The organism is Lactococcus sp. S47 (assembly GCF_016517475.1).
In the GTDB taxonomy this organism is placed as follows: Bacteria; Bacillota; Bacilli; order Lactobacillales; family Streptococcaceae; genus Lactococcus; species Lactococcus lactis.
This window is the reverse complement of record NZ_JACVUB010000002.1, coordinates 176,399-200,185: the sequence shown is the minus strand read 5'-3', so window position 1 is coordinate 200,185 and position 23,787 is coordinate 176,399. Positions and strand designations below refer to the sequence as shown.

General features: G+C 35.9%; 22 protein-coding genes and 2 tRNA genes. 18 read left to right on the top strand and 6 right to left on the bottom strand.

The window, feature by feature from the left end; genetic code table 11:
- Nucleotides 1-28 precede the first annotated feature (28 nt).
- The 6 genes from IAE52_RS03400 to add all read left to right on the top strand — a co-directional run bounded on the left by IAE52_RS03400 (nucleotide 29) and on the right by add (nucleotide 5,863).
- Nucleotides 29-102, top strand: a tRNA-Arg gene (locus IAE52_RS03400).
- Between the two features lie 304 nt (nucleotides 103-406).
- Nucleotides 407-480, top strand: a tRNA-Pro gene (locus IAE52_RS03395).
- Nucleotides 481-1,070: 590 nt separating this feature from the next.
- A complete protein-coding gene (gene rpsD, locus IAE52_RS03390) occupies nucleotides 1,071-1,682 on the top strand; it encodes a 30S ribosomal protein S4 (protein WP_004255752.1) in 612 nt (203 codons plus the stop codon).
- A 126-nt stretch (nucleotides 1,683-1,808) separates the two neighbouring features.
- Nucleotides 1,809-3,947, top strand: a complete 2,139-nt coding sequence (locus tag IAE52_RS03385; RefSeq protein ID WP_010905263.1) for a Tex family protein — start codon at nucleotides 1,809-1,811, stop codon at nucleotides 3,945-3,947.
- A gap of 139 nt (nucleotides 3,948-4,086) precedes the next feature.
- Nucleotides 4,087-4,530, top strand: a complete 444-nt coding sequence (locus IAE52_RS03380; protein ID WP_026138856.1) for a SprT family protein — start codon at nucleotides 4,087-4,089, stop codon at nucleotides 4,528-4,530.
- A 274-nt stretch (nucleotides 4,531-4,804) separates the two neighbouring features.
- A complete protein-coding gene (add, locus tag IAE52_RS03375) occupies nucleotides 4,805-5,863 on the top strand; it encodes an adenosine deaminase (protein WP_109990636.1) in 1,059 nt (352 codons plus the stop codon).
- Nucleotides 5,864-5,894: 31 nt separating this feature from the next.
- Here the strand turns inward: add and IAE52_RS03370 are convergent, their stop codons facing one another.
- The 3 genes from IAE52_RS03370 to IAE52_RS03360 all read right to left on the bottom strand — a co-directional run bounded on the left by IAE52_RS03370 (nucleotide 5,895) and on the right by IAE52_RS03360 (nucleotide 8,853).
- Nucleotides 5,895-6,548 carry a hypothetical protein gene (locus tag IAE52_RS03370; RefSeq protein ID WP_033900404.1) on the bottom strand — a complete coding sequence of 218 codons (654 nt, stop codon included), beginning with the start codon at nucleotides 6,546-6,548 and terminating at the stop codon, nucleotides 5,895-5,897.
- A gap of 219 nt (nucleotides 6,549-6,767) precedes the next feature.
- Entirely contained in the window at nucleotides 6,768-8,450 is a 1,683-nt protein-coding gene (gene rnjA / locus IAE52_RS03365; RefSeq protein ID WP_003131712.1) for a ribonuclease J1, read from the bottom strand.
- A gap of 172 nt (nucleotides 8,451-8,622) precedes the next feature.
- On the bottom strand, nucleotides 8,623-8,853 hold the full coding sequence (locus IAE52_RS03360) for an RNA polymerase epsilon subunit (RefSeq protein ID WP_003131711.1): 231 nt from the start codon (nucleotides 8,851-8,853) through the stop codon (nucleotides 8,623-8,625).
- A 309-nt stretch (nucleotides 8,854-9,162) separates the two neighbouring features.
- Between IAE52_RS03360 and tsaB the strand changes: the two genes are divergently transcribed.
- From tsaB to IAE52_RS03335, 5 genes are read left to right on the top strand one after another with little or no spacing between them, the layout of a single operon-like run.
- Nucleotides 9,163-9,888 carry a tRNA (adenosine(37)-N6)-threonylcarbamoyltransferase complex dimerization subunit type 1 TsaB gene (tsaB, locus tag IAE52_RS03355; protein ID WP_021722407.1) on the top strand — a complete coding sequence of 242 codons (726 nt, stop codon included), beginning with the start codon at nucleotides 9,163-9,165 and terminating at the stop codon, nucleotides 9,886-9,888.
- A complete protein-coding gene (rimI, locus tag IAE52_RS03350; RefSeq protein ID WP_010905268.1) occupies nucleotides 9,842-10,411 on the top strand; it encodes a ribosomal protein S18-alanine N-acetyltransferase in 570 nt (189 codons plus the stop codon). The genes tsaB and rimI (IAE52_RS03350) overlap by 47 nt, the downstream gene beginning before the upstream one ends.
- A complete protein-coding gene (gene rimI, locus IAE52_RS03345; RefSeq protein WP_033900405.1) occupies nucleotides 10,408-10,878 on the top strand; it encodes a ribosomal protein S18-alanine N-acetyltransferase in 471 nt (156 codons plus the stop codon). Before rimI (IAE52_RS03350) ends, rimI (IAE52_RS03345) begins: the two co-directional genes overlap by 4 nt.
- A gap of 2 nt (nucleotides 10,879-10,880) precedes the next feature.
- Nucleotides 10,881-11,921, top strand: a complete 1,041-nt coding sequence (gene tsaD / locus IAE52_RS03340) for a tRNA (adenosine(37)-N6)-threonylcarbamoyltransferase complex transferase subunit TsaD (protein ID WP_058211347.1) — start codon at nucleotides 10,881-10,883, stop codon at nucleotides 11,919-11,921.
- Nucleotides 11,921-12,121, top strand: coding sequence for a DUF4649 family protein (locus IAE52_RS03335; protein WP_003131704.1), 201 nt, complete (start codon nucleotides 11,921-11,923; stop codon nucleotides 12,119-12,121). The genes tsaD and IAE52_RS03335 overlap by 1 nt, the downstream gene beginning before the upstream one ends.
- 40 nt (nucleotides 12,122-12,161) lie before the next feature.
- On the opposite strand, the gene IAE52_RS03330 is transcribed toward IAE52_RS03335, so the two are convergent.
- Nucleotides 12,162-12,452, bottom strand: a complete 291-nt coding sequence (locus IAE52_RS03330; RefSeq protein ID WP_029344795.1) for a hypothetical protein — start codon at nucleotides 12,450-12,452, stop codon at nucleotides 12,162-12,164.
- A 100-nt stretch (nucleotides 12,453-12,552) separates the two neighbouring features.
- On the bottom strand, nucleotides 12,553-13,341 hold the full coding sequence (locus IAE52_RS03325; RefSeq protein ID WP_109990637.1) for a hypothetical protein: 789 nt from the start codon (nucleotides 13,339-13,341) through the stop codon (nucleotides 12,553-12,555).
- A 298-nt stretch (nucleotides 13,342-13,639) separates the two neighbouring features.
- On the opposite strand from IAE52_RS03325, the gene IAE52_RS03320 reads away from it, so the two are divergent.
- The 7 genes from IAE52_RS03320 (at nucleotide 13,640) to IAE52_RS03290 (ending at nucleotide 22,272) form a co-directional block, all read left to right on the top strand.
- Nucleotides 13,640-14,689 (top strand): phosphate/phosphite/phosphonate ABC transporter substrate-binding protein, encoded by a 1,050-nt coding sequence (locus tag IAE52_RS03320; RefSeq protein ID WP_033900407.1) that lies wholly within the window; start codon nucleotides 13,640-13,642, stop codon nucleotides 14,687-14,689.
- A gap of 118 nt (nucleotides 14,690-14,807) precedes the next feature.
- Complete coding sequence (gene phnC, locus IAE52_RS03315) at nucleotides 14,808-15,548, top strand: phosphonate ABC transporter ATP-binding protein (RefSeq protein WP_033900408.1); 741 nt, start codon at nucleotides 14,808-14,810, stop codon at nucleotides 15,546-15,548.
- The gene (gene phnE / locus IAE52_RS03310) at nucleotides 15,549-16,361 is read left to right on the top strand and encodes a phosphonate ABC transporter, permease protein PhnE (protein ID WP_012897159.1); all 813 of its coding nucleotides are present in this window, start codon (nucleotides 15,549-15,551) and stop codon (nucleotides 16,359-16,361) included.
- Between the two features lie 14 nt (nucleotides 16,362-16,375).
- Entirely contained in the window at nucleotides 16,376-17,185 is an 810-nt protein-coding gene (gene phnE, locus IAE52_RS03305) for a phosphonate ABC transporter, permease protein PhnE (RefSeq protein ID WP_010905273.1), read from the top strand.
- Nucleotides 17,186-17,190: 5 nt separating this feature from the next.
- Nucleotides 17,191-18,750: a bifunctional UDP-sugar hydrolase/5'-nucleotidase gene (locus IAE52_RS03300; protein ID WP_109990638.1), complete on the top strand. Its 1,560-nt coding sequence runs from the start codon at nucleotides 17,191-17,193 to the stop codon at nucleotides 18,748-18,750.
- 326 nt (nucleotides 18,751-19,076) lie between these two features.
- Nucleotides 19,077-19,559 (top strand): peroxiredoxin, encoded by a 483-nt coding sequence (locus IAE52_RS03295; RefSeq protein WP_017864087.1) that lies wholly within the window; start codon nucleotides 19,077-19,079, stop codon nucleotides 19,557-19,559.
- A gap of 172 nt (nucleotides 19,560-19,731) precedes the next feature.
- A complete protein-coding gene (locus IAE52_RS03290) occupies nucleotides 19,732-22,272 on the top strand; it encodes a M1 family metallopeptidase (RefSeq protein ID WP_109990639.1) in 2,541 nt (846 codons plus the stop codon).
- Nucleotides 22,273-22,310: 38 nt separating this feature from the next.
- Here IAE52_RS03290 and IAE52_RS03285 read toward each other — a convergent pair whose 3' ends face one another.
- The gene (locus IAE52_RS03285; protein ID WP_010905276.1) at nucleotides 22,311-23,504 is read right to left on the bottom strand and encodes a tetracycline resistance MFS efflux pump; all 1,194 of its coding nucleotides are present in this window, start codon (nucleotides 23,502-23,504) and stop codon (nucleotides 22,311-22,313) included.
- Between the last annotated feature and the right edge of the window lie 283 nt (nucleotides 23,505-23,787).

The following is a 23,787-nucleotide window of genomic DNA, read 5'->3' as shown; positions in this document are numbered from 1 at the left end:
TATACTAATATAGTCGTTTGAGAGAAACGCAGGCGTGGCTCAACTGGATAGAGTACCTGACTACGAATCAGGCGGTTGTAGGTTCGAATCCTACCGCTTGCATAAACAGAATATGGCGAAAGTCATTTTTTTGTTTGATACTGATATTTTAGATAAAATGAGAGAAGTATCGGTAAGAATTTAAAAATTCTAAAATAATATTTGGAACTTCGCGATAAGCGCGAAGAACTGAATTGCTAAACGCTAAAGCGTCAAGCACTTCATGTCCGGGAAGTAGCTCAGCTTGGTAGAGCTCAAAGCATGCTTTGAGGCTGTGGATAGGAATTTGCGAAGCAAATTTACTTTACAAGTACTTTTAAAAGTGGAGATACTGAACAAAGAAGTTTCAAAAATTTAATATTAGCTACGGGAAGTAGCTCAGCTTGGTAGAGTACTTGGTTTGGGACCAAGGTGTCGCAGGTTCGAATCCTGTCTTCCCGATTACCGACTAACCCTAACTCATCTTTCGTGGATGAGTTTTTTTGATGTCAAAATTAAATAATCTTCCATAATTCTTGAAAGTGTTATCAAGATATGATAAAATTCAAGTGATAATGTGAGTTTAGAAAATTACTAAAAGCGAGCATTAAATGAAAGGAGCCATCATGGCATATAAATCACATAAATTTGGTAAACGTAACGGTAAAAAACATTTCAACGCAGTAGGCGTAAGAACTGCACCAAAACCAGAAGCTAAAAAAGAAGAAAAATAATTTTTGTTTAGGAATTTTAAATTACTTAAAATTGAATCCTAATCTCTTGATTTTCTAACTCATCTCTTGCAGATGAGTTTTTTTATTTAAATCACTCGTTCTAATGTGAAAAATATTGACAAAATAAGGATTTTTGGTATAATAGAAAAGTTGAATATAGCAGTCAGCTAGAAAGCTCGTCAACATTTTGCTGTTATGTCAGGGAGCGTAAGCTATTATACTCCTTGTGTCAAGTAACTGAAGCTATAAGCGAAGGTAAAATGAACGAATTCGAGGCTGTCAATATTCTTCAAATAAAATATTTGGAGGACATAAATTATGTCACGTTACACTGGTCCATCATGGAAACAATCACGCCGTTACGGTATCTCACTTTCTGGTTCTGGTAAAGAAATCGCTCGTCGTAACTACGTACCTGGACAACACGGTCCAAACAACCGTTCAAAACTTTCTGAATACGGTCTTCAATTGGCTGAAAAACAAAAACTTCGTTTTTCATACGGTCTTTCTGAACGTCAATTCCGTAACTTGTACATTGCTGCAACTAAAGTTAAAGAAGGAACTGTTGGTTTCAACTTCATGACTTTGCTTGAACAACGTCTTGATAACGTAGTTTTCCGTCTTGGTCTTGCGACTACTCGTCGTCAAGCACGTCAATTCGTAAACCACGGACATATCCTTGTTGACGGAAAACGCGTTGATATCCCATCATTCCGCGTACAACCTGGTCAAGTGATCTCAGTTCGCGAAAAATCTATGAAAGTTCCTGCAATCCTTGAAGCTGTTGAAGCTACTAAAGGTCGCGCTAACTTCGTATCATTTGATGCTGATAAACTTGAAGGAACTCTTGTTCGCCTTCCTGAACGTGATGAAATCAACCCAGAAATCAATGAAGCATTGATCGTTGAATTCTACAACAAAATGATGTAATTTCTTATTTGCATTTTGAAATCGCTCCTGTTTGGGAGCGATTTTTTTGTGACTTTTTTGGTAAAATAGAGGTAGGACACTGTCCTTTAAAATTGATGACAAAAACTAGTTAAGGATTATTTCTAAGTGGAAAATGTTAAAAAAATTGCTGAATTGTTGAATATTAAAAATTCACAAGTTGAAAAAGTATTAGAATTGACGGCAGAGGGGAACACAGTTCCGTTTATTGCTCGTTATCGTAAAGAAGCAACAGGTTCACTTGACGAAGTTGAAATCAAAAAAATTATTGATGAAGATAATTTACTGACAAAATTATCAGAACGTAAAACGGCTGTTTTGTCAAAAATTGAAGAGCTTGGTAAGTTGACTGATTCGCTAAAGGCACAAATTTTGGCTGCTGAAAAACTAACAGAAGTTGAAGATTTATATTTGCCTTACAAAGAAAAACGGCGCACAAAAGCAACGATTGCAAAGGAAAATGGTTTATTTCCTTTGGCTCAATTGATTGTAAAAAATTCAGCGAATCTTGAAGAAGAAGCTGAAAAATTTGTCAATGAGAATTTTACAAGTCCTCAAAAAGCTTTGGAAGGTGCCGTGGATATCTTGTCAGAAGCGATTTCTGAGGATGCACGGTTGCGTTCATGGCTGACTGGTGAAATCAAAAACAATAGTTTACTGACAAGTAGTTTGAAAAAAGATGCCGTTGATGAAAAGCAAGTTTTTCAAATGTATTATGAATTCTCAGAAAAAGTTTCAGAATTACCAAATTATCGTGTATTGGCTTTAAACCGTGGTGAAAAATTGGGGATTCTGTCAGTAAAATTTGAAAATAACGAAGATAAAATTTTACGTTATTTTGCCGCCCGTTTTGCTGCTCAAAATAATCCAATGATGCAAGTGGCGATTAAAGATGCTGTCAAGAAAAAATTGATTCCGGCTATGGAACGTAGTATTCGGACTGAATTGACAGAAAAAGCTGAAGCTTCTGCCATCGAAGTTTTTGGCGAAAATTTGAAAAATTTATTATTGGTGGCTCCGCTTAAAGGGCGTGTAGTCATGGGATTTGACCCTGCTTACCGTACTGGAGCAAAGCTTGCTATTGTTGATGAGACAGGTAAATTATTGATGACAACGGTCATTTATCCTGTGAAGCCAGCAAATGCAGGTCAAATTGCTCAAGCGAAAAAAGATTTAGCAAAATTCATTCGAGAATATGGTGTGAATATGATTGCGATTGGGAATGGAACTGCCAGTCGCGAATCTGAAAGTTTTGTTGCAGAAGTGCTCAAGGAAAATAATTTTTCTGATGTTTATTATGTGATTGTCAGTGAATCTGGAGCCTCTGTTTATTCAGCGAGCGAGTTGGCACGTGAAGAATTTCCAGAATTGACTGTTGAAAAACGTTCAGCAATTTCGATTGCACGCCGTTTGCAAGATCCATTGGCTGAACTTGTAAAAATCGAACCAAAAGCCATTGGTGTTGGTCAATATCAACATGATGTTTCTGAGAAAAAATTAACAGAAAATCTTGATTTTGTCGTGGAAACAGTAGTTAACCAAGTTGGTGTTAATGTCAATACAGCCAGTCCTAGTTTGCTTTCACACGTAGCTGGCCTTAATAAAAGTTTGGCACAGAATGTAGTAAAATATCGTGAAGAAAATGGCGCACTCAAAACAAGAGCGGAACTAAAAAAAGTCCCACGTTTGGGAGCTAAAGCATTTGAACAAGCGGCAGGTTTCTTAAGAATTCCAGAAGGTAAAAATTTCCTTGACAATACTGGTGTTCACCCAGAATCTTATAAAGTGACGGAACAACTTTTGGCGGAAATTTCCGCTGATAAACCTGTCAGTAACGAAGAATTGCTGACCAAACTTTCGTCAGTAAATATTCCTGAAATGGCTGAAAAACTTGGTCTTGGTCAGGAAACATTGACTGATATTATCAATGATTTACAAAAACCAGGCCGTGATTTGCGTGATAGTTTTGATGCCCCAATTTTAAGACAAGATGTTTTGTCAGCTGGAGATTTACAAATTGGTCAGCAACTTGAGGGTGTGGTCCGTAATGTTGTCGATTTCGGTGCCTTTATTGATATCGGAATTAAAAATGATGGCTTGGCACACGTTTCTGATTTGAGTAAATCCTTTGTCAAAAATCCAAGTGATGTTGTCGCTGTAGGGCAAATCGTAACGGTTTGGGTTAAATCTCTCGATTTACAAAGAGGGAAAATTAATTTAACCTTAGTGAACCCACGAGAAAAATAATCTGTCAGTAAATTTTTTTGATTCTAGTTTCATTAAGCGAAGCTGTCAGTAAATATTTTTCAAATTTTAGTTTCGCTAGGTGAAGTTGTCAGTAAAATTTACTGACAGTCGTTTGTGCGAGCCTGTCAAAGGAGGAAAAGTGTTAACTAATCAAGAATTGACAGCAAAAGTAAAAGAAATATCACTCACATATTTTAAGCGATCATTTGACCACGAAGCAAAATGGAATCAACGCCTACGGACGACTGGTGGTCGTTTCTTTCCCAAAGATTTACATCTTGATTTTAATCCTAAAATGGCTGAACTTAAAGATTTTGAAGGAGTGATACTTCATGAATTAACTCATTATCATCTGTATCGGTCTAAAAGAGGTTATAAACATCGAGATGCTGATTTTAAAAGGCTTCTGTCACAAGTTGGTGGCTTACGATATGCTCCCTCAGTGATTGATAAGAAGATAAAATATTATTATAGCTGTCAAAATTGCGGCCAACTTTATCCTCGACAAAGAAAAATTGATACAAAAAAGTATCGCTGTGGAAAATGTCGAGGGAAATTAATCTTAAAAACAAGCGGAAATTAAAAATTCCGCTTGTTTTTTTATTAAGAATTAAGAAGTTTATCCACATTTTCTTCACTTTTTCCCCAAAAACTGTGAATAAGTTAAGATAAATTGGGGATAATTACAAAAAAATGGCTTAATTGAGCCAAAAAAATCTTATCCACAAGATAAAATAAATGCGTAAAGATGATAATTGCTTTTTCTCACAAAAAAGCGTAGAATAGTAAAAATACATTTTTGAAGGACTTCGAGCTATTTAGCTCGAAATCTTTTATATCATGTAAAATAATATTGGATGAAAAAGAAAAGGGAGAAACTCGTGCTTAAATCAGAAATTATTGCTCAAATGCCAAAAGTTGAACTTCATTGCCATCTTGATGGTTCGCTTAGCTTGTCAGTCATTAAAGAACTCGCTAAAAATGCTGGAATTCATATGACAATGTCCGATGAGGAAATTTTAGAAAAGGCACAAGCCCCAGAAAATACAAAAAATTTACTAGAATACCTGCAACGTTTTGATTTCGTCTTACCACTTTTGCAAACTTATAAGAATTTAGAGTTAGCTGCTTATGATGTTGTCAGACAGGCAGCAAATGATAATATTAAATATATTGAAATCCGTTTTGCTCCAAGTCAACATCTCTTAGAAAATCTAACCCTTGAAGAAGCAGTAGAGGCTGTCATTGCTGGACTTTCTCGTGCAGAAAATGATTTTGATATAAGAGCAAATGCACTCGTTTGTGGATTAAAACAAGAACCAATTCAAAAATTACAAAAACTGCTGCCACTTTTTGATAAGATTCCTGATGAACATTTTGTCGGATTTGATATGGCGGGTGATGAATTAAATTATCCACAGGAAAAATTTGTAGATTTGATTCATGATGTAAAAATTAAGGGTGTCAATGTGACGCTTCATGCTGGAGAATGCCCAGCCTGTGAGCAAAATATTTTAGATTCAATTGCAATGGGAGCAAGTCGCATTGGACATGGAATTATGACTAAAAATCTGTCCGAAGCCGAACAAAAAATGATGATTGAAAAACAAATTGTTTTAGAAATGGCTCCGACTAGCAATTTTCAAACAAAAGCGGTAACAGAGCTTGCGCAATATCCTTTTAAAGAACTTTATGACAAAGGAATACACGTGACATTAAATACCGATAATCGAATGGTTTCGGCTACAAATTTAAGCAAAGAATATGAGAAAATCTCAGCTTGGTACCCAGATTTTTCTCTTTCTGATTTTGAAAAAATAAATCATTACGCAATTGATGGCGCCTTTATTGGTCAAGAAGAAAAAGAAGAACTTCATCAAAGATTTACCAAAGAATACAAAAAAATCTCTGAATAATCAGAGGTTTTTTAGATTAGATGAATTATTACTATTTAATTTCTATCTTAGAAATGATTTGAGCAGCTTGTTCATCAAATGAAGTTGGAATGGCAAGCGTTTGGCTACTGTCCAATAGTTTTTGAGATTCTTCTTTTACCCAAGCAGAATCTTTAAGATATCTTTCGTCTTGGTAATGATTTGGGTCTTTATAGAAATTGATTGACCCATTATGATTAGAGCTATAGGTAACAATAGTGGTTCCAGCCATTGTATTATCAGAACTAAAAGATAATGTTACTGTGTCCTGAGGAACAACTACAGAACCGGAAAAAGGAAAGACTTGGTGATTAGCTCCATTTTTAGTAACACTGATAGAAACAGGTTGATAATCATATTTATAATAACTTAGAAGGGTTTCGGTTACGCGTGCATACTCAACCTGTTCAGCGCTATATCCAGATAAAGGCGAAGAACTTTTTTGTACTTTTTCAGAATTATTGGTATTTGCTTGACTGCTTGAAGGAGAAGTGTTCGTAGAATGAGTAGCAGAATTTTTACTATTGCTAGTTTTTGAACTTGAGGTAACTTTAGAACTAGAAGTATTTTCTTTTTTGGTCTGATTTTCAGAACTTTTAGAATTTGAACAGGCAGCTAAGGCAAATAAACTCAAAAATGTAGCTGACCAAAGGATTGTTTTTTTCATAAGATTTATTCTCCATTTTTATTACTTTATAATAATACCATTAAATTTTTATAAAGTAAAATTTAGCTATGATTACTATAATCTTAGAATATATTTCTACTTGGGTATAATCTATTGTTGGAATGAGCTTTATTTAGATATTTTTATTTCTAAGGTGTTGCTTTAGGACAATAAAAAAAACTGAATCATTATATATTCAGCCTTTTTTATTAATAAATATTATTCATCAGGTGTCATAATCATTGGAACAACAAGTGGTGAACGTTCAGTTTGTTTATAAAGGAATGGTGAGAGTGCTTCACGCATCGCACGAGCCACAGAAGCTTCATTTGCATTTTCTTCATGCATCGCTTCACGAATGGCATTGAAAAGGACACGTTGACCACTACGAATCAAATCACCAGACTCACGCATATAGATAAATCCACGCGAAAGCATGTCAGGACCAGCAAGAACGGTTTTCTTTTCAAAGTCAACGGTTGCAACCGCAAGGACAATTCCGTCTTCTGAAAGTTCATGACGGTCGTGGAGAACGGCATTTCCGACATCACCAATTCCTGAACCATCAACGTAAGTGTCAGAGGCTGGGAAATGGTCGGCATATCTTGCGCTGTCAGCAGTTAATGCAAGGACGTCACCATTTTCTTGAATGAAACAATTTTCTTTAGGGACACCAGTATCTTGAGCAAGTCCAGCGTGAATTTTGAGCATTCGATATTCACCGTGAACAGGCATAAAGTATTTTGGTTTGATGAGACGTAACATGAGTTTTTGCTCTTGTTGCCCACCATGACCAGAGGTGTGAATGTTGTTCATTTTACCATAAATAACTTCAACACCAGCTTCAGCGATTTTGTTAATCAATTGGTTAACACCGTGGGTATTCCCAGGAATAGCATTTGATGAGAAGACAACCGTATCGCCCATTTGTAAGGTAATATGACGGTGCATTCCGTTGGCAATTCTTGAAAGTGCAGCCATTGGCTCACCTTGCGAACCTGTACACATAATCAAAAGTTCATGTGAAGCGTATTGATTAACTTCATTTGGTTCAATGAAAGTTCCTTTAGGAGCTTTGATATAACCGAGTTCCAAACCATTCACGATTGCTTTTTCCATTGAACGACCGAAAACGACAATTTTGCGTCCAGTCTTAACTGCTCCATCAACGGCTTGTTGCAAACGGAAAATATTTGAGGCAAATGAAGCGAAAATAATTCGACCTTCAATACGTTCAAAAATTTTCATGATGCTTGCACCAACGACTTTTTCAGAATGTGAAAAAGTTGGAATTTCAGCATTGGTTGAGTCAGAAAGAAGGAGTAAAACGCCTTCGCTTCCAAGTTCAGCCATTCGGTGAAGGTCAGCAGGTTCACCCACTGGTGTGAAGTCAAACTTGAAGTCACCAGTAGCGACAATTTTACCTTGAGGAGTATTTACAACAATCCCTAAAGGTTCTGGAATTGAGTGAGTCGTGCGGAAGAAGTCAAGACTTAAATGATTAAATTTAATGACTGAATCTGCATGAATTTCATAAAGTTTAGCATCACGTAAAAGTCCGTGTTCTTCGAGCTTTCCACGAATGAGCGCAAGTGACAATGGTCCAGCATAAATTGGAATATTGGCCTGTTTCAAGAGGAATGGAATTCCTCCGATGTGGTCTTCGTGTCCGTGAGTGATGAAGAGACCTTTGATACGATCAATATTTTCAACGATGTAAGTATAATCAGGAATGACGTAGTCAACACCTAATAAATCGTCTTCTGGGAATTTAATTCCGGCGTCAATGATGATAATTTCATCTTTATACTCAACGCCGTAAGTATTTTTACCGATTTCACCCAGTCCGCCAATGGCGTAAACTGCGACTTCATCAGCTTTTATTTTAAGTTGCTTTGGCATGTTTCTCCTATTCTTTGGATTTTTTATTTTATTTTTTGACTGACAAGTTGGTCAGTTCGGTTTTTTAATGTAATATTTACTGACAGAATTTTAAAGGTACAAGAAAATCACTTTAGATTGCTGTCATTTTTGACAAAAATCTAAAGTGCTCTCCTTTATACTCCAGTCAGTCTTAGAAGCTTGTGATTTCAAATACGCCAGTTTCTTTTTCATATTCGACAGATTCATCAGAAAGTGAGTCAATAAACTCTACATGGTAGGCAGTATTTTTAGCAAGAAGTTCGCGTGCAAGGATAACTCCTTCTTCTTTAGTAGCAACATCAAGGTCGAGGTAAAGAGCCTCAGTAGTCTCACGACGTGGTGAGCGGGTATTATCTTTTTGGTAGAAAACTTTAAAAATCATTCTATAAATCACGAGCAAAAGCTCGTTCCTTTCTTAATAGTTCGTGTTTGCTGTTCTTTGCAATTACTATCATTTTAGCATATTTGCAAGGAAATGGAAAGTTGAGTTCATTAATTTTATAAATGAAGCGCTTCCTAAAAAATAATGGTGGAACTTGTAAGGCAAGCGTGGTAAAATATAAGGAAGTAGAACTGATGACAGAGAAGATAAAAATTATTTGTAGATAGGTCGCATTGGATAAGTGGCTGTCAGTAAAAGTCTATCAGTAATTAAAAAATAACATACTTTCAGAAATATTATAGGTAAAAAATGAAAATATTAGCATTTGATAGCTCATCAAAGGCTTTGTCAGTAGCTGTGGTTGCTGACGGAATATTACTTGGTGAAGTAACATTAAATTTGAAAAAAAATCACAGTACAACTTTGATGACAAGCATTGATTTTTTGATGGCTCAAGTTGGTCTTGAAGCCAAAGAACTTGACCGGATTGCGGTAGCACAAGGACCTGGTTCTTATACAGGTTTGCGACTTTCTGCGACAGTTGGAAAAACATTGGCTTTTAGCTTAAATAAAGAGCTTGTTGGTCTATCAAGTTTATTGGCAATTGCTAATCGTGTTCAAGACAAAAATGCTTACGTGCTTCCGATAATTGATGCAAGACGTGGAAATGCCTATGCAGCTCTTTATAAAAATGATCAGCAAATAATTGCGGATCAACATTGCAATTTTAGTGAATTTTTGGCTGATTTATCAGAAAAAGTTTCTTCATTTGAACAAATTATTTTCACAGGAGAAACTGATAATTTCGTTGAAGCAATTCAAAATGCTGGTTTCTCTGAAGAACAAATCATTTCTGACAGTTTAGAAAAGCTCCCGTCAGCCTATGAAATTGCTAAGATTGCTGAAAAATTAACTCCTGAAAATGTGCACGCTTTTGTGCCAAATTACCTCAAAAAAGTTGAGGCCGAAGAGAAATGGTTGGAAAGTCATGAAAAAGCTGAAAACACTCCTGACGACTACGTTCAAAGGGTTTAGTGGAAAAAAATTTAATCCTCGTCGTTATTTAGAAATGGCTGACATTGAACTTGAACATGACCGAGAAGGTGTTCACTATCGATTGGCAGACAGAGTTGATATTGTTGCTTTGCTTGCGATTGAACGAGATGTTTACAATGGAGATATTCCATGGACCTTCTCTCATTTTGAACATGAAATTGTCAAAAATGATGAAGCCTTTTTCATTGTGGCCGAAATTTCTGGCAGTGTCATTGGTTTTATTGGAACTAGAATCAATCACCATGGTCAAGATGCACATATCACTAATCTCGCAGTGTTTAAAGCCTTTCAAGGACAACAAATTGCTTCAACTTTGATTGAACAACTGATTGTATTGATGAGCGCACTCGGAAAAAATGAGATGACTTTGGAAGTCCGTCGTGACAATACTAAAGCACAAGGACTTTATCGTAGGCAAGGTTTTGTCACTGACAAATTATTACCAGAGTACTATGAAGACGGTGCTGATGCCATTTGGATGATTAAGAAATTGAAAAAATGAAACTAAAACATCTCTCTTACTTTGAAGAAAAATTAGAAGATAAAAAATATTTTCCAACCATAGAAAACCTATCAGCTCAGATTTATGAACTTTTGTCACTTGCTTACGAAGAATCACCGTGGACACAAGCTTACATTTTAGCTGATATAATCAATGAAAATTCCGATTATTTCTTCCTAGAAGAAGAGGGGCAAATTGTTGGTCTTTTAGCAATTTCAACAATAATGGATGAATTAGAAATTACAAATATCGCTATTCATCCTGATTTTCAGGGGCAAGGACTAGCGAGTTTTTTACTGACAGAAGTGTCAACATTTAGTGGGACTTTATTTTTGGAAGTTCGGAAGTCCAATCTTGCCGCTCAAAAATGTTATGAAAAATTTGGTTTTAAGATTTATCATACAAGAAAAAATTATTATGACAAACCTCTTGAAGATGCTTTGTTAATGAGAAAAGAGCAATTTTAAAAATGAAAGATAATTATATATTAGCCTTTGAAACTTCATGTGATGAAACTTCAGTGGCAATTTTAAAGAATGGAAATGAATTATTATGTAATATCATTGCCAGTCAAATCAATAGTCATAAACGCTTTGGTGGAGTTGTGCCAGAAATTGCCAGCCGTCATCACGTCGAACAAATTACTGTTTGTATTGAAGCAGCACTTGAAGAAGCAGAAATTTCGGCTGACCAACTGACGGCCGTTGCGGTGACCGAAGGTCCAGGCTTAAATGGCGCTTTGCTAGTTGGAATCATGGCAGCAAAAACTTTTGCATGGGCAAATCATCTTCCTTTGATTCCAGTTAATCACATGGCCGGTCATTTGATGGCTGCAAGTTTAGTGGATACCATTGAATATCCAGCTATGGCCCTTTTGGTTTCAGGTGGACATTCTGAACTTGTTTACGTAGAAAAAGAAGGAAGCTATAAAAAAGTTGGTGAAACTCGTGACGATGCTGCCGGTGAAGCTTATGATAAAGTTGGTCGAGTGATGGGCCTGACTTATCCGAGTGGAAAAGTCATTGATGAATTAGCACACAAAGGAGCTGATACTTACAATTTCCCACGAGCAATGATGAACACACATGAAGTAGAATTTAGCTTCTCAGGCTTAAAATCAGCCTTTATTAATCTCGTTCATAACGAAAATCAAAAAGGAAATGACGTGATTGCTGATGATTTAGAAAATTTAGCTGCTTCCTTTCAAGCTGCGGTCGTCGATGTCCTTATGGCCAAAACCAAATTAGCCATGGAAAAATACCCAGTAAAAACGCTAATAATTGGTGGTGGAGTATCAGCAAATCAAGGCTTACGCGAACGTTTGTCAGCAGAAATTACTGACGAAAAGTTAATTATTCCTCCTTTAAGACTCTGTGGTGACAATGCTGGAATGATTGCAGCAGCAGCATATATCGAATGGAAAAAAGGTTTAGAAAAAGTTCAAGCAGGATTAGATTTAAATGCAAAACCTAGTCTCGTTTTTGAAGACATAGAAGAAGGAGAAGTTTAATGATGAAATTAATTGGAAAACTTCAAAATGGCATGACCTTTACTGAAGAATTTGACGGAGTCAACGATTTCCTAGCCCTTCAACAAAGCGATTATAATGCCATTGCTGATGAAATTGAAGTTGTTGAAGTAAAAATTGCTGATGAAGTCCTTGATTTTAAAGGAAATATGGGCCAACTTTACTATGAACTCATGAAATAAATAAAAAGTTACTGACAGTTCTGTTAGTAACTTTTTTTATTTAGAGTTGATTAATCATTAATATTTTTGTCTGTGGAAAACTTTCTTTAAGCTCTTTCAGATGAAGTTTGAGCTCTGGATAACAAAAGATATAATCAATTATTTCATTTTTTTTCGTCAGTAATTCGGACAAATATATTTTTTGGAGTTGAATGTCATTGCCAACTATCACTTGAGCTTTTTTTAACCAAAGTTTTTCCATTTCTTTGTAAGCAAACATTTTTCCAATTGGTAATCCCGCGGGTGTTTCTAGCGATTTGTCATTGCCAAGTAGCAGATAAGCAGTAGTCATGTAACCGCCTCCTTTTGCTATATTATAACTCCACAAAAAAAGATTAGCAAGGGGAACTTCACAGATTGGGTGTCCTATTGTCATCTTTTAATAAAAATTGCTAGACCACAGATAATTCATGAATTGTCCGTCCTTCTTTATCAACTAATTGTAACCAGCTATTTGTTCCAGCGAAGTAAAGGAAATGTCCCACTTCATTGACTGATTTTAAGACAATATCCTCAGTAGTTGTGAATGTTTTAGCATCCCAATTGGCTTTTTGTTCTTCTCTTAAAGTCTGTGTAAAACGATAGGCTAAACCTGGTGTACCATCAGATTTCATTCCACCGCTTTCGGCGATTTTTGCTCCGGCTTTTATCACGAGTTGATTGGATTTTTCCCAAATAATGGTCGCTTTACTGTCGGAACGATTAACAAAAAATTCAACTTCAGAAAGTCCTTTTTTCCAGCGATGTTGTGCTTTAGGAGAAAAAGCTTTTTTCTTTTCTAATTTAATGCCAAAAGCAGTTAAAGCAGTCAAAAACTCGTCAGCAGAAGTGGCACAAGGTTTTTCGATATTGCTTGGAATTTTAATTGGCTCGGCTTTATCACGTAAAATAATGCCAGCTTCCTCAGCCAAATTAACTAAATATTGCGTTAGATATTCCAGCTCTAAATCATAGGCAGCCATATTTAAAATCACGACTTTATCAAATTCTAACTTAGGAATTAATTCTAAATCATTGGCAATCATTTTAATCTGCCCTTTTTTTAGTAAAAAGAAAAGCTCATCATTTTGCAAATCAAAACGTGCGTTATTCTGATCAAAAATACGTAAAAAGGCAGTTGATGGAAGACGAATTTCTAAACCAAGGTCAGACATGTTGACCGTAAAAGTTAAATTTTTCATAACTTTATTATAGCAGAAAGTTTGACAGCCTTATCAAACAATACATCATCAAGCTAAAGTTTGGTATATACAAACAATGCAAACTTTTTTTTGTATTTTATAAAAAATGAATCTATAAAAAAACAAAATAATGTAATTTTATAAAATAAAGTTCGGTATTTACGTACAATGGTAACTGTTAACAGAATATTTACAAAAAGGTCATTGTCAGATAAATTAAAATGGGTTAGAATTATTTTGTGAAGCACACCGATTCATCAACCGATTGATAAAAATCTTAAGGAGATTCATTTTTATAATGAAAAAGACATCGAAGAAAGTCATTGGACTTACAGCAAGTGCACTAATTGCAGTATCATTACTTGCAGCTTGTGGAAATAGTAGCTCTGCATCAAAATCTGATAGCAAAACCATTTCAAATTTAAAGATTTCATTTATTCCATCCAAAAATCCGGATGATATTACCACAGCGACTAAACCAATCGCAAATATTTTGAAATCTGAATTGAAAAAACAAGGCTATACAGTAAAAAATATTGATACTAGTGTTGGTACAAATTATCAAGCGGTTGGTGAAGGGCTTGATGCTGGTTCAGTTGACGTCGGTTATGGAATGTCAGCGACAACTTATGCCATGTATCAAGATGGTTCAACTCCACTCTTGATGGCAACACGTAAAGGACTTTCAAATGATGGCTCAGATTCTGCAAAATATTGGAATGAGCACAAACCAACAACTAAAACCGATAAAGAAGTGACTTCTTACCGTTCGCTGATCATTGCTGGTAATTCTCCAATGGGCAAAAAGTTAGCTAAAGAAGCCAACGACGGAACTTTGACATGGAAAGATTTAAACGAAGCAAAATGGGGGCTTGAATCAACTTCATCTGCGGCAGGCTATATGTATCCTTCGCAATGGTTAACTGAGAACTTTAAACATTCAATTCGTGATTTAAAAAATACAGTTACCATGGATTCTTATGATTCAGCAATGGCTCAACTTGCTTCAGGTCAAATTGATGTAATGCCAGAATATGCTGATGCACGAATGGATGACGCTACTAAGTGGACCACAACTTTCGGTGCAAAAGAAAGTATTTGGGATGATACAAATGTGATTGGTGTGACACCTGCCATTGCCAATGATGGAATCATGGTTTCAGAAAAATCAAAAATCATGACGGCCGACTTCAAAAAAGCACTCTCAGCAGCAATTAAAGATATGGCTAAAACTGATGAAGGAAAGAAAGTCATTGCCATTTATTCACATGATGGCTATGTTGATTCAACAAAAGCTGACTATAAAACAGCCATTAAAGTGGCAAATTCAATGAGTAAAGCCAACTAATGAACAAATAAATCATTTAATAAGGGTCTGGGTTACTCAATGAGTTCCAGACTCTTTTTGTGGAAATTGACTAATATTAATTAAAAAGCCTTCATTAGTGAAGAAGGATGGAGAAGTAATGATAAAATTTGAAAATGTGTCAAAAATTTATCCAAATGGCACAAAAGGTTTGACGGATGTTAATTTACAAATCAATCAAGGAGAATTCGTAGCTATTATTGGAACATCGGGAGCAGGAAAATCAACTCTGATTCGTTGTGTTAATGGTTTAAATGATATTACTTCAGGCTCGTTAATTGTGAATGATACAGAAGTGTCAAGACTTAAAGGAAAAGAGTTAAGAAAATTTCGGAGACATGTGGGAATGATTTTTCAATCCTATAATTTAGTTCCTAGAGTGACGGTTTTGAAAAATGTAATGTTTGCTCGTGTACCAGATATGAGTTTATTTAAGGTCATTTTTGGTTTGTTTTCAAAAGAAGATAAACTTGTTGCCTTAGATTCTCTGAATAAGGTAGGAATTTTAGATAAAGCTTATATCCGAGCAGATCAACTTTCAGGTGGACAACAGCAACGTGTATCACTCGCTCGTGCTCTTAGTCAAGAAAGTGAAATTTTACTCGCTGATGAACCTGTTTCAGCACTTGACCCAGTCACAGCTAAAGAAGTAATGGATGATTTTAAAAGAATTAATGAAGAATTCAATAAAACAATTTTACTGAATATTCACCATGTTGAACTTGCTTTAGAATACGCTTCGCGGATTATTGCTGTAAAAAAAGGGAAAATTGTTTATGATGGTCCTTCGCAAGAGGTAACCAAAGAAATTTTGGATGAAGTTTATAGAAAAGAGGCCTAAATGTACGATAAAATTTTTAAGCCTAAAAAAATAAAACTTATTACAGGAGAAGTTGTTGAAGAAAAAGTCAGTCGAACTTGGTTGACTTGGTTAATTATCATCTTACTGATTGCTTTTTCTGTTATTCTTACAAATTTTGATTTTAGTGCGCTTAGCAGAAGTGGTCTCTTTTTTCAAAAATTAGCAAGTATGATTCCCCCAAATTGGGCTTACTTTCATAAAGTTCTTCCTCCATTACTAGATACGATTAAGATGAGCTTTTTTGCTTCCTTACTTGGAGCAATTTTGTCAGTTCCATTTGCGATATTAGCGGCAAATAACATCCTTAAAAATCGTTTTGTTAATGGCATCATTCGTTTGATTTTTATGCTAGCAAGAACTTTGCCAACTTTGGTTTTGGCTTTAATTGCAACCTATATTTTTGGTCTAGGAACTTTTGCTGGAGTTGTTGCAATTTTTGTATTTACCTTTTCTTTCATAGGAAAACAATTGTTTGAGGTGATTGAAACCGTTGATATGGGACCTTTTGAAGCGGCAGAAGCTTTAGGGGTCAGTCCTTTAAAAGCCTTTTTCATTGCTGTTTTTCCTCAAGTCCTACCTACTTATCTTTCAACTGCTCTTTATGCATTTGAGGGAAATGTCCGCTATGCTGCAATTTTGGGATATGTTGGGGCTGGAGGGATAGGAAATATCTTAAATGACCGAGTGAATTTTCGCGATTTTTCCTCTGTTGGTATGATTTTAATTTCTATTCTAGCTACAGTCATGATTATTGATTCAATCAGCGCATTAATTCGTAAGAAAATTGCCTAGGAATGAGAGGAAAAATGAATTCACAAATTATTGAAGAATATAATCATAGACCTAAAAACTGGTTTTATTATCTTTTGATATTTATTGTTTTATTAGCAGTTTCGATTTGGTCGACTTCAGTCGTCCATTATCATGGCGTTTCAGAACATGGAGCTTTAATCGCCAAAAATATTTTCACAGGGATTTTCCATCCAGACACCAGTTTAATGTTTAACCTAACTGAAACTGGCTTACCCTATCTCTTGCTACAAACTTTTGCAATTGGTTTGCTTGGGACTTTGGTTGGTGCAATTGTTGCCATTCCACTCTCTTTTCTTGCAGCGACTAATTTGGTTCCGAATTGGTTAGCTTATCTGATTCGTTTTGTCTTGATGGCGATTCGGACAATTCCTTCTTTTGTTTATGCCCTTTTATTTATTCCAGTCGTTGGTTTAGGTTCTTCAGCTGGTGTAATGGCGCTTGGTTTTGAGTCAATTGGGATGATTGCAAAACTATTTATTGAAGCTATTGAAGATTTGGATATGGGTGTTATTGAGGCTATGGACGCAGCTGGTGCAACAACATTTCAAAAAATTCGTTTTGGAGTTTTACCCCAATTATTACCAGATTTATATTCGATTTTACTTTACCGTTTAGATATGAATCTGCGTGATGCAGCTATTTTGGGATTAGTTGGTGCCGGTGGAATTGGTGCGCCATTGAGTTTTGCAATGTCTGGTTATAAATGGTCAGCCGTTGGTGCAATTTTGTTGGGACTTTTAGTTTTAATTATCCTTGTTGAACTCATTTCATCAAGAATTCGGAAAAAATTAGCAAAGGGATAAATAATATGAAAATAAGAATTCTAGAAACGAGTGATTTACATGGTTTTGTTCTCCCAACAAACTTCACCGAAAGAGAAATGAATTTGCCTTTTTCAATGGCCAAAGCCAAATCTAAAATAGATGAACTTACAGCAGTGGCTCAAGAGCAGGGTGAAATTATTGTAAAAATTGAAAATGGTGATTTATTGCAAGGTTCATCCTTGGCTTATTATCTAGCTAAAAAATCAAGTCGCGGTATTAAAGACTTGGTCAATGTCACTAATTCTTTTGGTTATGATGTGGGATTGCTTGGTAATCATGAGTTTAATTATGGGATTGATTATTTAAAAAGTTATGTTAATCAGGTAAATTATCCTATTTTGGCTGCGAATGTATTGAATAATGAAGGTCAACCTGCTTTTGGCCCTGCTTATAAAATCATTGAAGCGCAGGGGGTGAAAATTGGAATTGTTGGTTTTTTGACACAATATATTCCACATTGGGAAAAACCGTCAATTATCAAAGATTTGACTTTCCAATCTATTCTGACAACTGCAAAAGATATTCTGCCCGATTTGCGCCAATCAGTTGACCTTTTGATTGTTGCATATCATGGAGGCTTTGAGCGAGATTTACAGACAGGTCTTCCGACAGAAAGTTTGACAGGGGAAAATGAGGCTTATCAGTTAGTTGAAGAGTATAAAGATTACATTGATGCCTTGGTGACTGGACACCAGCATCGTGAAATTGCTGACCATCTTTTTGGAGTTCCAGTTATTCAACCAGGCTATCGTGGTGCTTTTGTTGGGGAAATAGAACTTGAATTAGATAATCATAAAAAAGTTGTGGCTTCAAACGCTAGACTTCATAAAACGGAGAATTGCAAAGTCTCATCGGAGGTCAATCAGCTGATATCCGTTGTGAGTGAAGAAGCAGAGGATTGGTTAGACCAGCCAATGGGAGAAGTTCATGGAGAAATGATTATTCGTGATCCAATGACTGCTCGATTGATTGAACATCCTTATATTGAATTAATTAATAAAATACAAATGGAAGCGACAGGGACCGAAATTTCTGGGACTGCACTTTTTAATAATGAAGCGAAGGGTTTTGCAAAAGAAATTACGATGAGATCGATTCTGACAAATTATATTTATCCCAACACTTTAGCTGTTTTAAGAGTGACAGGTGCAGATTTAAAGGCTGCCTTAGAGCGGACAGCGGAACATCTTGAACTTGACGAAAGTGGCGAAATTGTTTTTAGTCCACGATTTATTGAACCAAAACCTGAATATTATAATTATGATATGTATGAAGGAGTTGAATATGCTATCGATTTGCAAAAAGAAATTGGTCAGCGAATTGTACGTTTAAATTTCAAGGGGCATCAGGTAAAAGATGACGAAATTTTAGAAATTGTCGTCAATCAATATCGCGCAGTTGGGGGTGGAAATTATCCAATGTTTTCTGCGGACAAGATTGTTAGAGAAATTACTGTTGATATGACCGAATTGATTGCTGATTATTTGAAGAAACATCCGATAATTGAGGCAAGTGTGAATCATAACTTCACAGTTCTAAAATAAATTTACTGACAGAAATTTTAGCAGAATAATAGGTGCTAAAAAAATCTGTCAGTAATTTTTTTATTAAGTTATACTTGAGAATGAGCTAAGTTTTTCTAAAGTTTTTACTGATATACTTTTATTTATCAAAAGGAGGAGCCTAGCATGAAACATACAGTAATAATTCCAAAAATCAATTATCAATTTGTGAAATCAGAAGATGACTCACTTTTACTTCCAAGTCCTTTAGAAAGTCAATATTTAACAGTAAAATATGAGCAATAAGAGCCAAATGAGTTGAGATTATATGATAAAATGAAGTCATAAAGATTAACAAAGGAGCATTAATGACAATGAATATCACATCTCATGGTGAAAAAATAGCAACACTAAATCCGACAATAAGTGGTGATGCACCTGATTTTGAACTGACAGATTTAAAAGGAAATAAAATTAAATTATCAAAACTTGAAAAACCTGTTTTGATTAGTGTTTTTCCTGATATTAATACTAGAGTTTGTTCACTTCAAACCAAACATTTTAATCTTGAAGCAGCAAAACATTCTGAAATTGACTTTTTGAGTATTTCAAATAATACAGCAGATGAGCAAAAAAATTGGTGTGCAGCCGAAGGTGTTGACATGACAATTCTTGCTGATGATGGAACTTTTGGAAAGGCTTATGGTCTTATTTTAAATGGTGGTCCTCTTGAAGGACGTCTTGCCAGAAGCGTCTTTGTTGTGAAAAATGGTCAAATTGTCTATAGTGAAGTTTTGTCAGAGCTTTCTGATGAACCAAATTATGAAAAAGCACTAGCAGCTACTAAATAGTTATAACTGACAAAATAGGGGATAATTGCAATTGATGCTTGTCTTCTATTTATAAGCTGTCAACAGGCAGCTTTTTTAGTAGTAAAAAGAATAGATGTAATTTTTCTTTGTACTCGAAATTTTCTATTCAATTTGATATAATTAGATTAATACTGAATATTTAGGAGAAAACATGGCTGTAAAACGTTTAATTGAAACTTTTGTTCCGGAAAATTATAAGATTTTCCTCGATATTGACCGTAAAACCAAGAAAATAAAAGGTCAAGTGGCAATTACTGGGGAAGCAAAAGATAGTGTTATTGCCTTTCATGCCAAAGGTTTACACTTTAGTAAAGTTCGTGCTTTTAGTGTCGACACAAACTTCATTGAAAATGAAGAAGATGAAGAAATCGTTGTTAAAATTGGTGAAACAGGGCGCGTGACTGTTTCATTTGAATATGAAGCTGAATTGACTGACAACATGATGGGAATTTACCCTTCATACTATGAAGTCAATGGCGAAAAGAAAATGCTCATTGGTACACAATTTGAAAGCCATTTTGCTCGTCAAGCCTTTCCTTCTATTGATGAACCAGAAGCAAAAGCAACCTTCGATTTGTCAGTAAAATTTGATGAAGAAGAAGGCGACATCATTGTTTCAAACATGCCAGAACTCTTGAATATTAACGGAATTCACGTTTTTGAACGTACTGTCAAAATGAGTTCTTACCTTTTGGCTTTTGTATTCGGTGAACTTCAATTTAAAAAAGGAAAAACAAAATCTGGTGTTGAAGTAGGTGCTTTTGCAACTAAAGCTCATAGTGAAGCTGCGCTTGATTTCCCACTTGATATTGCTATTCGTTCAATTGAATTTTATGAAGATTACTATAAAACGCCATATCCACTCCCACACAGTTGGCACATTGCCTTACCTGACTTTTCGGCAGGAGCAATGGAAAACTGGGGATGTATCACTTATCGTGAAGTCTGCATGCTTGTTGACCCTGAAAATGCAACCATTCAAAGCAAACAATATGTAGCAACCGTTATTGCACACGAATTGGCACACCAATGGTTCGGTGACCTTGTAACAATGCAATGGTGGGATGATTTGTGGCTCAATGAATCATTTGCCAACAACATGGAATATGTTTGTATGGATGCTTTGGAACCAAGTTGGAACGTTTGGGAATCATTCTCAATCTCGGAAGCCAATATGGCACTGAATCGTGATGCAACTGATGGAGTCCAATCTGTCCACGTTGAAGTGACTCACCCAGATGAAATTGGAACGCTCTTTGACCCAGCAATCGTCTATGCCAAAGGTTCACGTTTGATGGTTATGCTTCGTAAATGGCTTGGAGATGAAGATTTTGCTGCTGGCTTAGCTCTTTACTTCAAACGCCACCAATATGGAAATACAGTCGGAGATAATCTTTGGGATGCCTTGGCTGAAGTCTCTGGAAAAGATGTGGCAGCTTTCATGCATTCATGGGTTAACCAACCAGGATACCCTGTCGTTACTGCCGAAGTCATTGATGATACTTTAGTTTTGAGTCAAAAACAATTCTTCGTTGGTGAGGGTGCTGATAAAGGACGTTTGTGGAATGTTCCTTTGAATACAAATTGGTCAGGATTGCCAGACTTACTTTCTTCTAAAAAAGTTGAAATTCCTGGTTTTGCTGCTTTGAAATCAAAAAATAATGGTAAAGCCCTCTTTTTGAATGATGCAAATATGGCTCATTACATTATTGATTACAAAGGACAATTGTTAACAGACCTCCTCTCAGAAGTTGAGACTTTGGAGAATGTCACTAAATTCCAAATCTTGCAAGATCGTAAATTATTGGCTAAAGCAGGTGTAATTTCTTATGCTGATGTCGTAAATATCTTGCCGGCATTTACTAATGAAGAATCTTACCTTGTCAATACTGGTTTGAGTCAACTCATTAGCGAATTGGAACTTTTTGTTGATGAAGATTCAGAAACTGAAAAAGCTTTCCAAAGCTTGGTAGGAAAACTTTTCGCTAAAAACTATGCTCGCTTAGGCTGGGATAAAGTTGCTGGCGAATCTGCTGGTGATGAGAGCCTTCGTGGAATTGTTTTGAGTAAGACTTTGTATGCTGAGAATACAGATGCCAAAGCAAAAGCCAGTCAAATCTTTGCAGCACATAAAGAAAATCTAGCAGGAATTCCGGCTGATATTCGTCCAATTGTTTTAAATAATGAAATTAAGACGACAAATTCTGCTGAATTGGTTAAAACTTATCGTGAAACTTATGTTAAAACTAGCTTGCAAGAATTTAAACGTGAGCTTGAAGGGGCTGTCGCATTAATCAAGGATGAAAAAGTCATTGCTGAATTGCTTGAAAGCTTCAAAAATGCTGATATTGTTAAGCCACAAGATATTGCTTTCTCTTGGTTCTACCTTTTGCGCAATGATTTCTCACAAGATGCTGCTTGGGCTTGGGAAAAAGCAAATTGGGCATTCCTTGAAGAAAAATTGGGTGGAGATATGAGTTATGATAAATTTGTTATCTATCCAGGAAATACTTTTAAAACTGCTGATAAATTAGCAGAATATAAAGCTTTCTTTGAGCCAAAATTAGAAAATCAAGGTTTGAAACGTTCAATCGAAATGGCAATCAAGCAAATCACAGCACGTGTTGCTTTGATTGATAGCCAAAAGGCTGACGTTGATAAATCAATCAAAGAAATTTCTGAAAAATTATAATAAATAAAAAATCACCTTTTTGAGGTGATTTTTTTTATTCATTCTTGGTCTGACTTTGTTTTTGATAGCACAAGTAGAGCGATAATTAGAAAGATAAATCCCATGAGTGCTGGAGCGAAATGACCAAGGCTGATATAGATTTGTCCACCAATTAAAGGGCCTATCACGCGAGTAAGTGCTTGAAGTGCTTGACTTCCACCTTGAAGTTTACCTTGTTCGGAAGAAGTCGCTGATTTTGAAAGTTTACCGTTAAAGGCAGTTCCAAAAATACTATCTCCAAAAGCAAAGATAAACATTGCCAGAATGAAGAAGGGCCACATTTTAGAAAAAGCAGAAAGTGCGAAAAGAAGGTAAGCAATAATTTCGCAGACTAGTGCCAAACGGATGAGTTTATCTTCATTAGCTAATTTTAGAAGTCTTGGCATGATAAAGATTTGAGTCAAGATATCCATTAAACCCATGATGGATATGGCTAGACCAATTAATACAGGCGTCCAAGCAAAAGAATCTAATGAAAATTGACTAATAATTGCTTGGAGTGCACCATTTGGTAGCCAAAGTAAGATACCGGCAAAGAGCAGACGATTGAGATTTTTCATGCGTAAGAGCTGAAAAAGTTGAGTGAAAGGATTGAGTTGTTTAAGGGAAAAATTACGTGTGCGATGAGTTTCGGGCAAGCTCTCGTTCATTACGAATGCACCGTAAAGAAGATTGGCGATTGAGATTAGGGCGCCGAAGTAAAAGGGAACTGAATTGCCAAAATGAGCTAGAAGTCCTCCAACTGTTGGGCCAGAAATTGTTCCAACACCAACAGCGGCGGCTGTCCAACCAAAAACTTTAGTTCGATTTTCTTCATCAGTAATATCAGCGAAGTAAGCAAAAAGGGTCACGATATTTCCACCAGTTAAACCATCAATGATTCGTCCGAGAAAAAGCATCCAGAGACTACCAGCTAAGCCAAAGATAAGATAACCAAGAGCAGAGCCAGCTAAAGAAATCAGTAAGATAGGTTTACGACCAAAGCGGTCTGATAAAGAACCAAGAGCAGGAGCGGCAAAGAAAGTACATAGTGCATAGATTGCCATTAAACTAGTGACAATGAGTGCTTGGTCATGAGCATTAGCAAAAGGTGCGACCATAAAAGGAACGACTGGTGAGATGATTGTAAAACCAAGTCCTGTCAGGAAAGTGGTGATAAGCCCAAAAGTGAGGGCGTGTTTATTAATTTTCATAGGTAAAACCTCCATAAGATATGAGCCCGACTGTGTTGAAGCGATGAAATTTAGAAAAATTGGTGGTTCTACCCAACAGGCAGGTTCAAAATTTTGTCTTTTTCATAAACTTCTAGCGGTCTGAACTCAATTACAATAATTGATGATGATTTCTTAGGAAGTTTTTTGCGCAGACTTGCGTCTGCTAAAGTGAAATCTATAGACTTGTGATTTCACTTTTCTACACAGTTTCCCTGGAAACAAAAATAGTATATCATAACATTGTTTCCGTGTCAACAAAAAA

Coding starts and splice junctions, on each gene's coding strand:
- rpsD (WP_004255752.1), top strand. CDS start 1,071: ATGTCACGTTACACTGGTCCATCATGGAAACAATCACGCCGTTACGGT.
- add (WP_109990636.1), top strand. CDS start 4,805: ATGAAAAAGAAAAGGGAGAAACTCGTGCTTAAATCAGAAATTATTGCT.
- IAE52_RS03370 (WP_033900404.1), bottom strand. CDS start 6,548: ATGAAAAAAACAATCCTTTGGTCAGCTACATTTTTGAGTTTATTTGCC.
- rnjA (WP_003131712.1), bottom strand. CDS start 8,450: ATGCCAAAGCAACTTAAAATAAAAGCTGATGAAGTCGCAGTTTACGCC.
- IAE52_RS03360 (WP_003131711.1), bottom strand. CDS start 8,853: ATGATTTTTAAAGTTTTCTACCAAAAAGATAATACCCGCTCACCACGT.
- tsaB (WP_021722407.1), top strand. CDS start 9,163: ATGAAAATATTAGCATTTGATAGCTCATCAAAGGCTTTGTCAGTAGCT.
- rimI (WP_010905268.1), top strand. CDS start 9,842: ATGAAAAAGCTGAAAACACTCCTGACGACTACGTTCAAAGGGTTTAGT.
- rimI (WP_033900405.1), top strand. CDS start 10,408: ATGAAACTAAAACATCTCTCTTACTTTGAAGAAAAATTAGAAGATAAA.
- tsaD (WP_058211347.1), top strand. CDS start 10,881: ATGAAAGATAATTATATATTAGCCTTTGAAACTTCATGTGATGAAACT.
- IAE52_RS03335 (WP_003131704.1), top strand. CDS start 11,921: ATGATGAAATTAATTGGAAAACTTCAAAATGGCATGACCTTTACTGAA.
- IAE52_RS03330 (WP_029344795.1), bottom strand. CDS start 12,452: ATGACTACTGCTTATCTGCTACTTGGCAATGACAAATCGCTAGAAACA.
- IAE52_RS03325 (WP_109990637.1), bottom strand. CDS start 13,341: ATGAAAAATTTAACTTTTACGGTCAACATGTCTGACCTTGGTTTAGAA.
- IAE52_RS03320 (WP_033900407.1), top strand. CDS start 13,640: ATGAAAAAGACATCGAAGAAAGTCATTGGACTTACAGCAAGTGCACTA.
- phnC (WP_033900408.1), top strand. CDS start 14,808: ATGATAAAATTTGAAAATGTGTCAAAAATTTATCCAAATGGCACAAAA.
- phnE (WP_012897159.1), top strand. CDS start 15,549: ATGTACGATAAAATTTTTAAGCCTAAAAAAATAAAACTTATTACAGGA.
- phnE (WP_010905273.1), top strand. CDS start 16,376: ATGAATTCACAAATTATTGAAGAATATAATCATAGACCTAAAAACTGG.
- IAE52_RS03300 (WP_109990638.1), top strand. CDS start 17,191: ATGAAAATAAGAATTCTAGAAACGAGTGATTTACATGGTTTTGTTCTC.
- IAE52_RS03295 (WP_017864087.1), top strand. CDS start 19,077: ATGACAATGAATATCACATCTCATGGTGAAAAAATAGCAACACTAAAT.
- IAE52_RS03290 (WP_109990639.1), top strand. CDS start 19,732: ATGGCTGTAAAACGTTTAATTGAAACTTTTGTTCCGGAAAATTATAAG.
- IAE52_RS03285 (WP_010905276.1), bottom strand. CDS start 23,504: ATGAAAATTAATAAACACGCCCTCACTTTTGGGCTTATCACCACTTTC.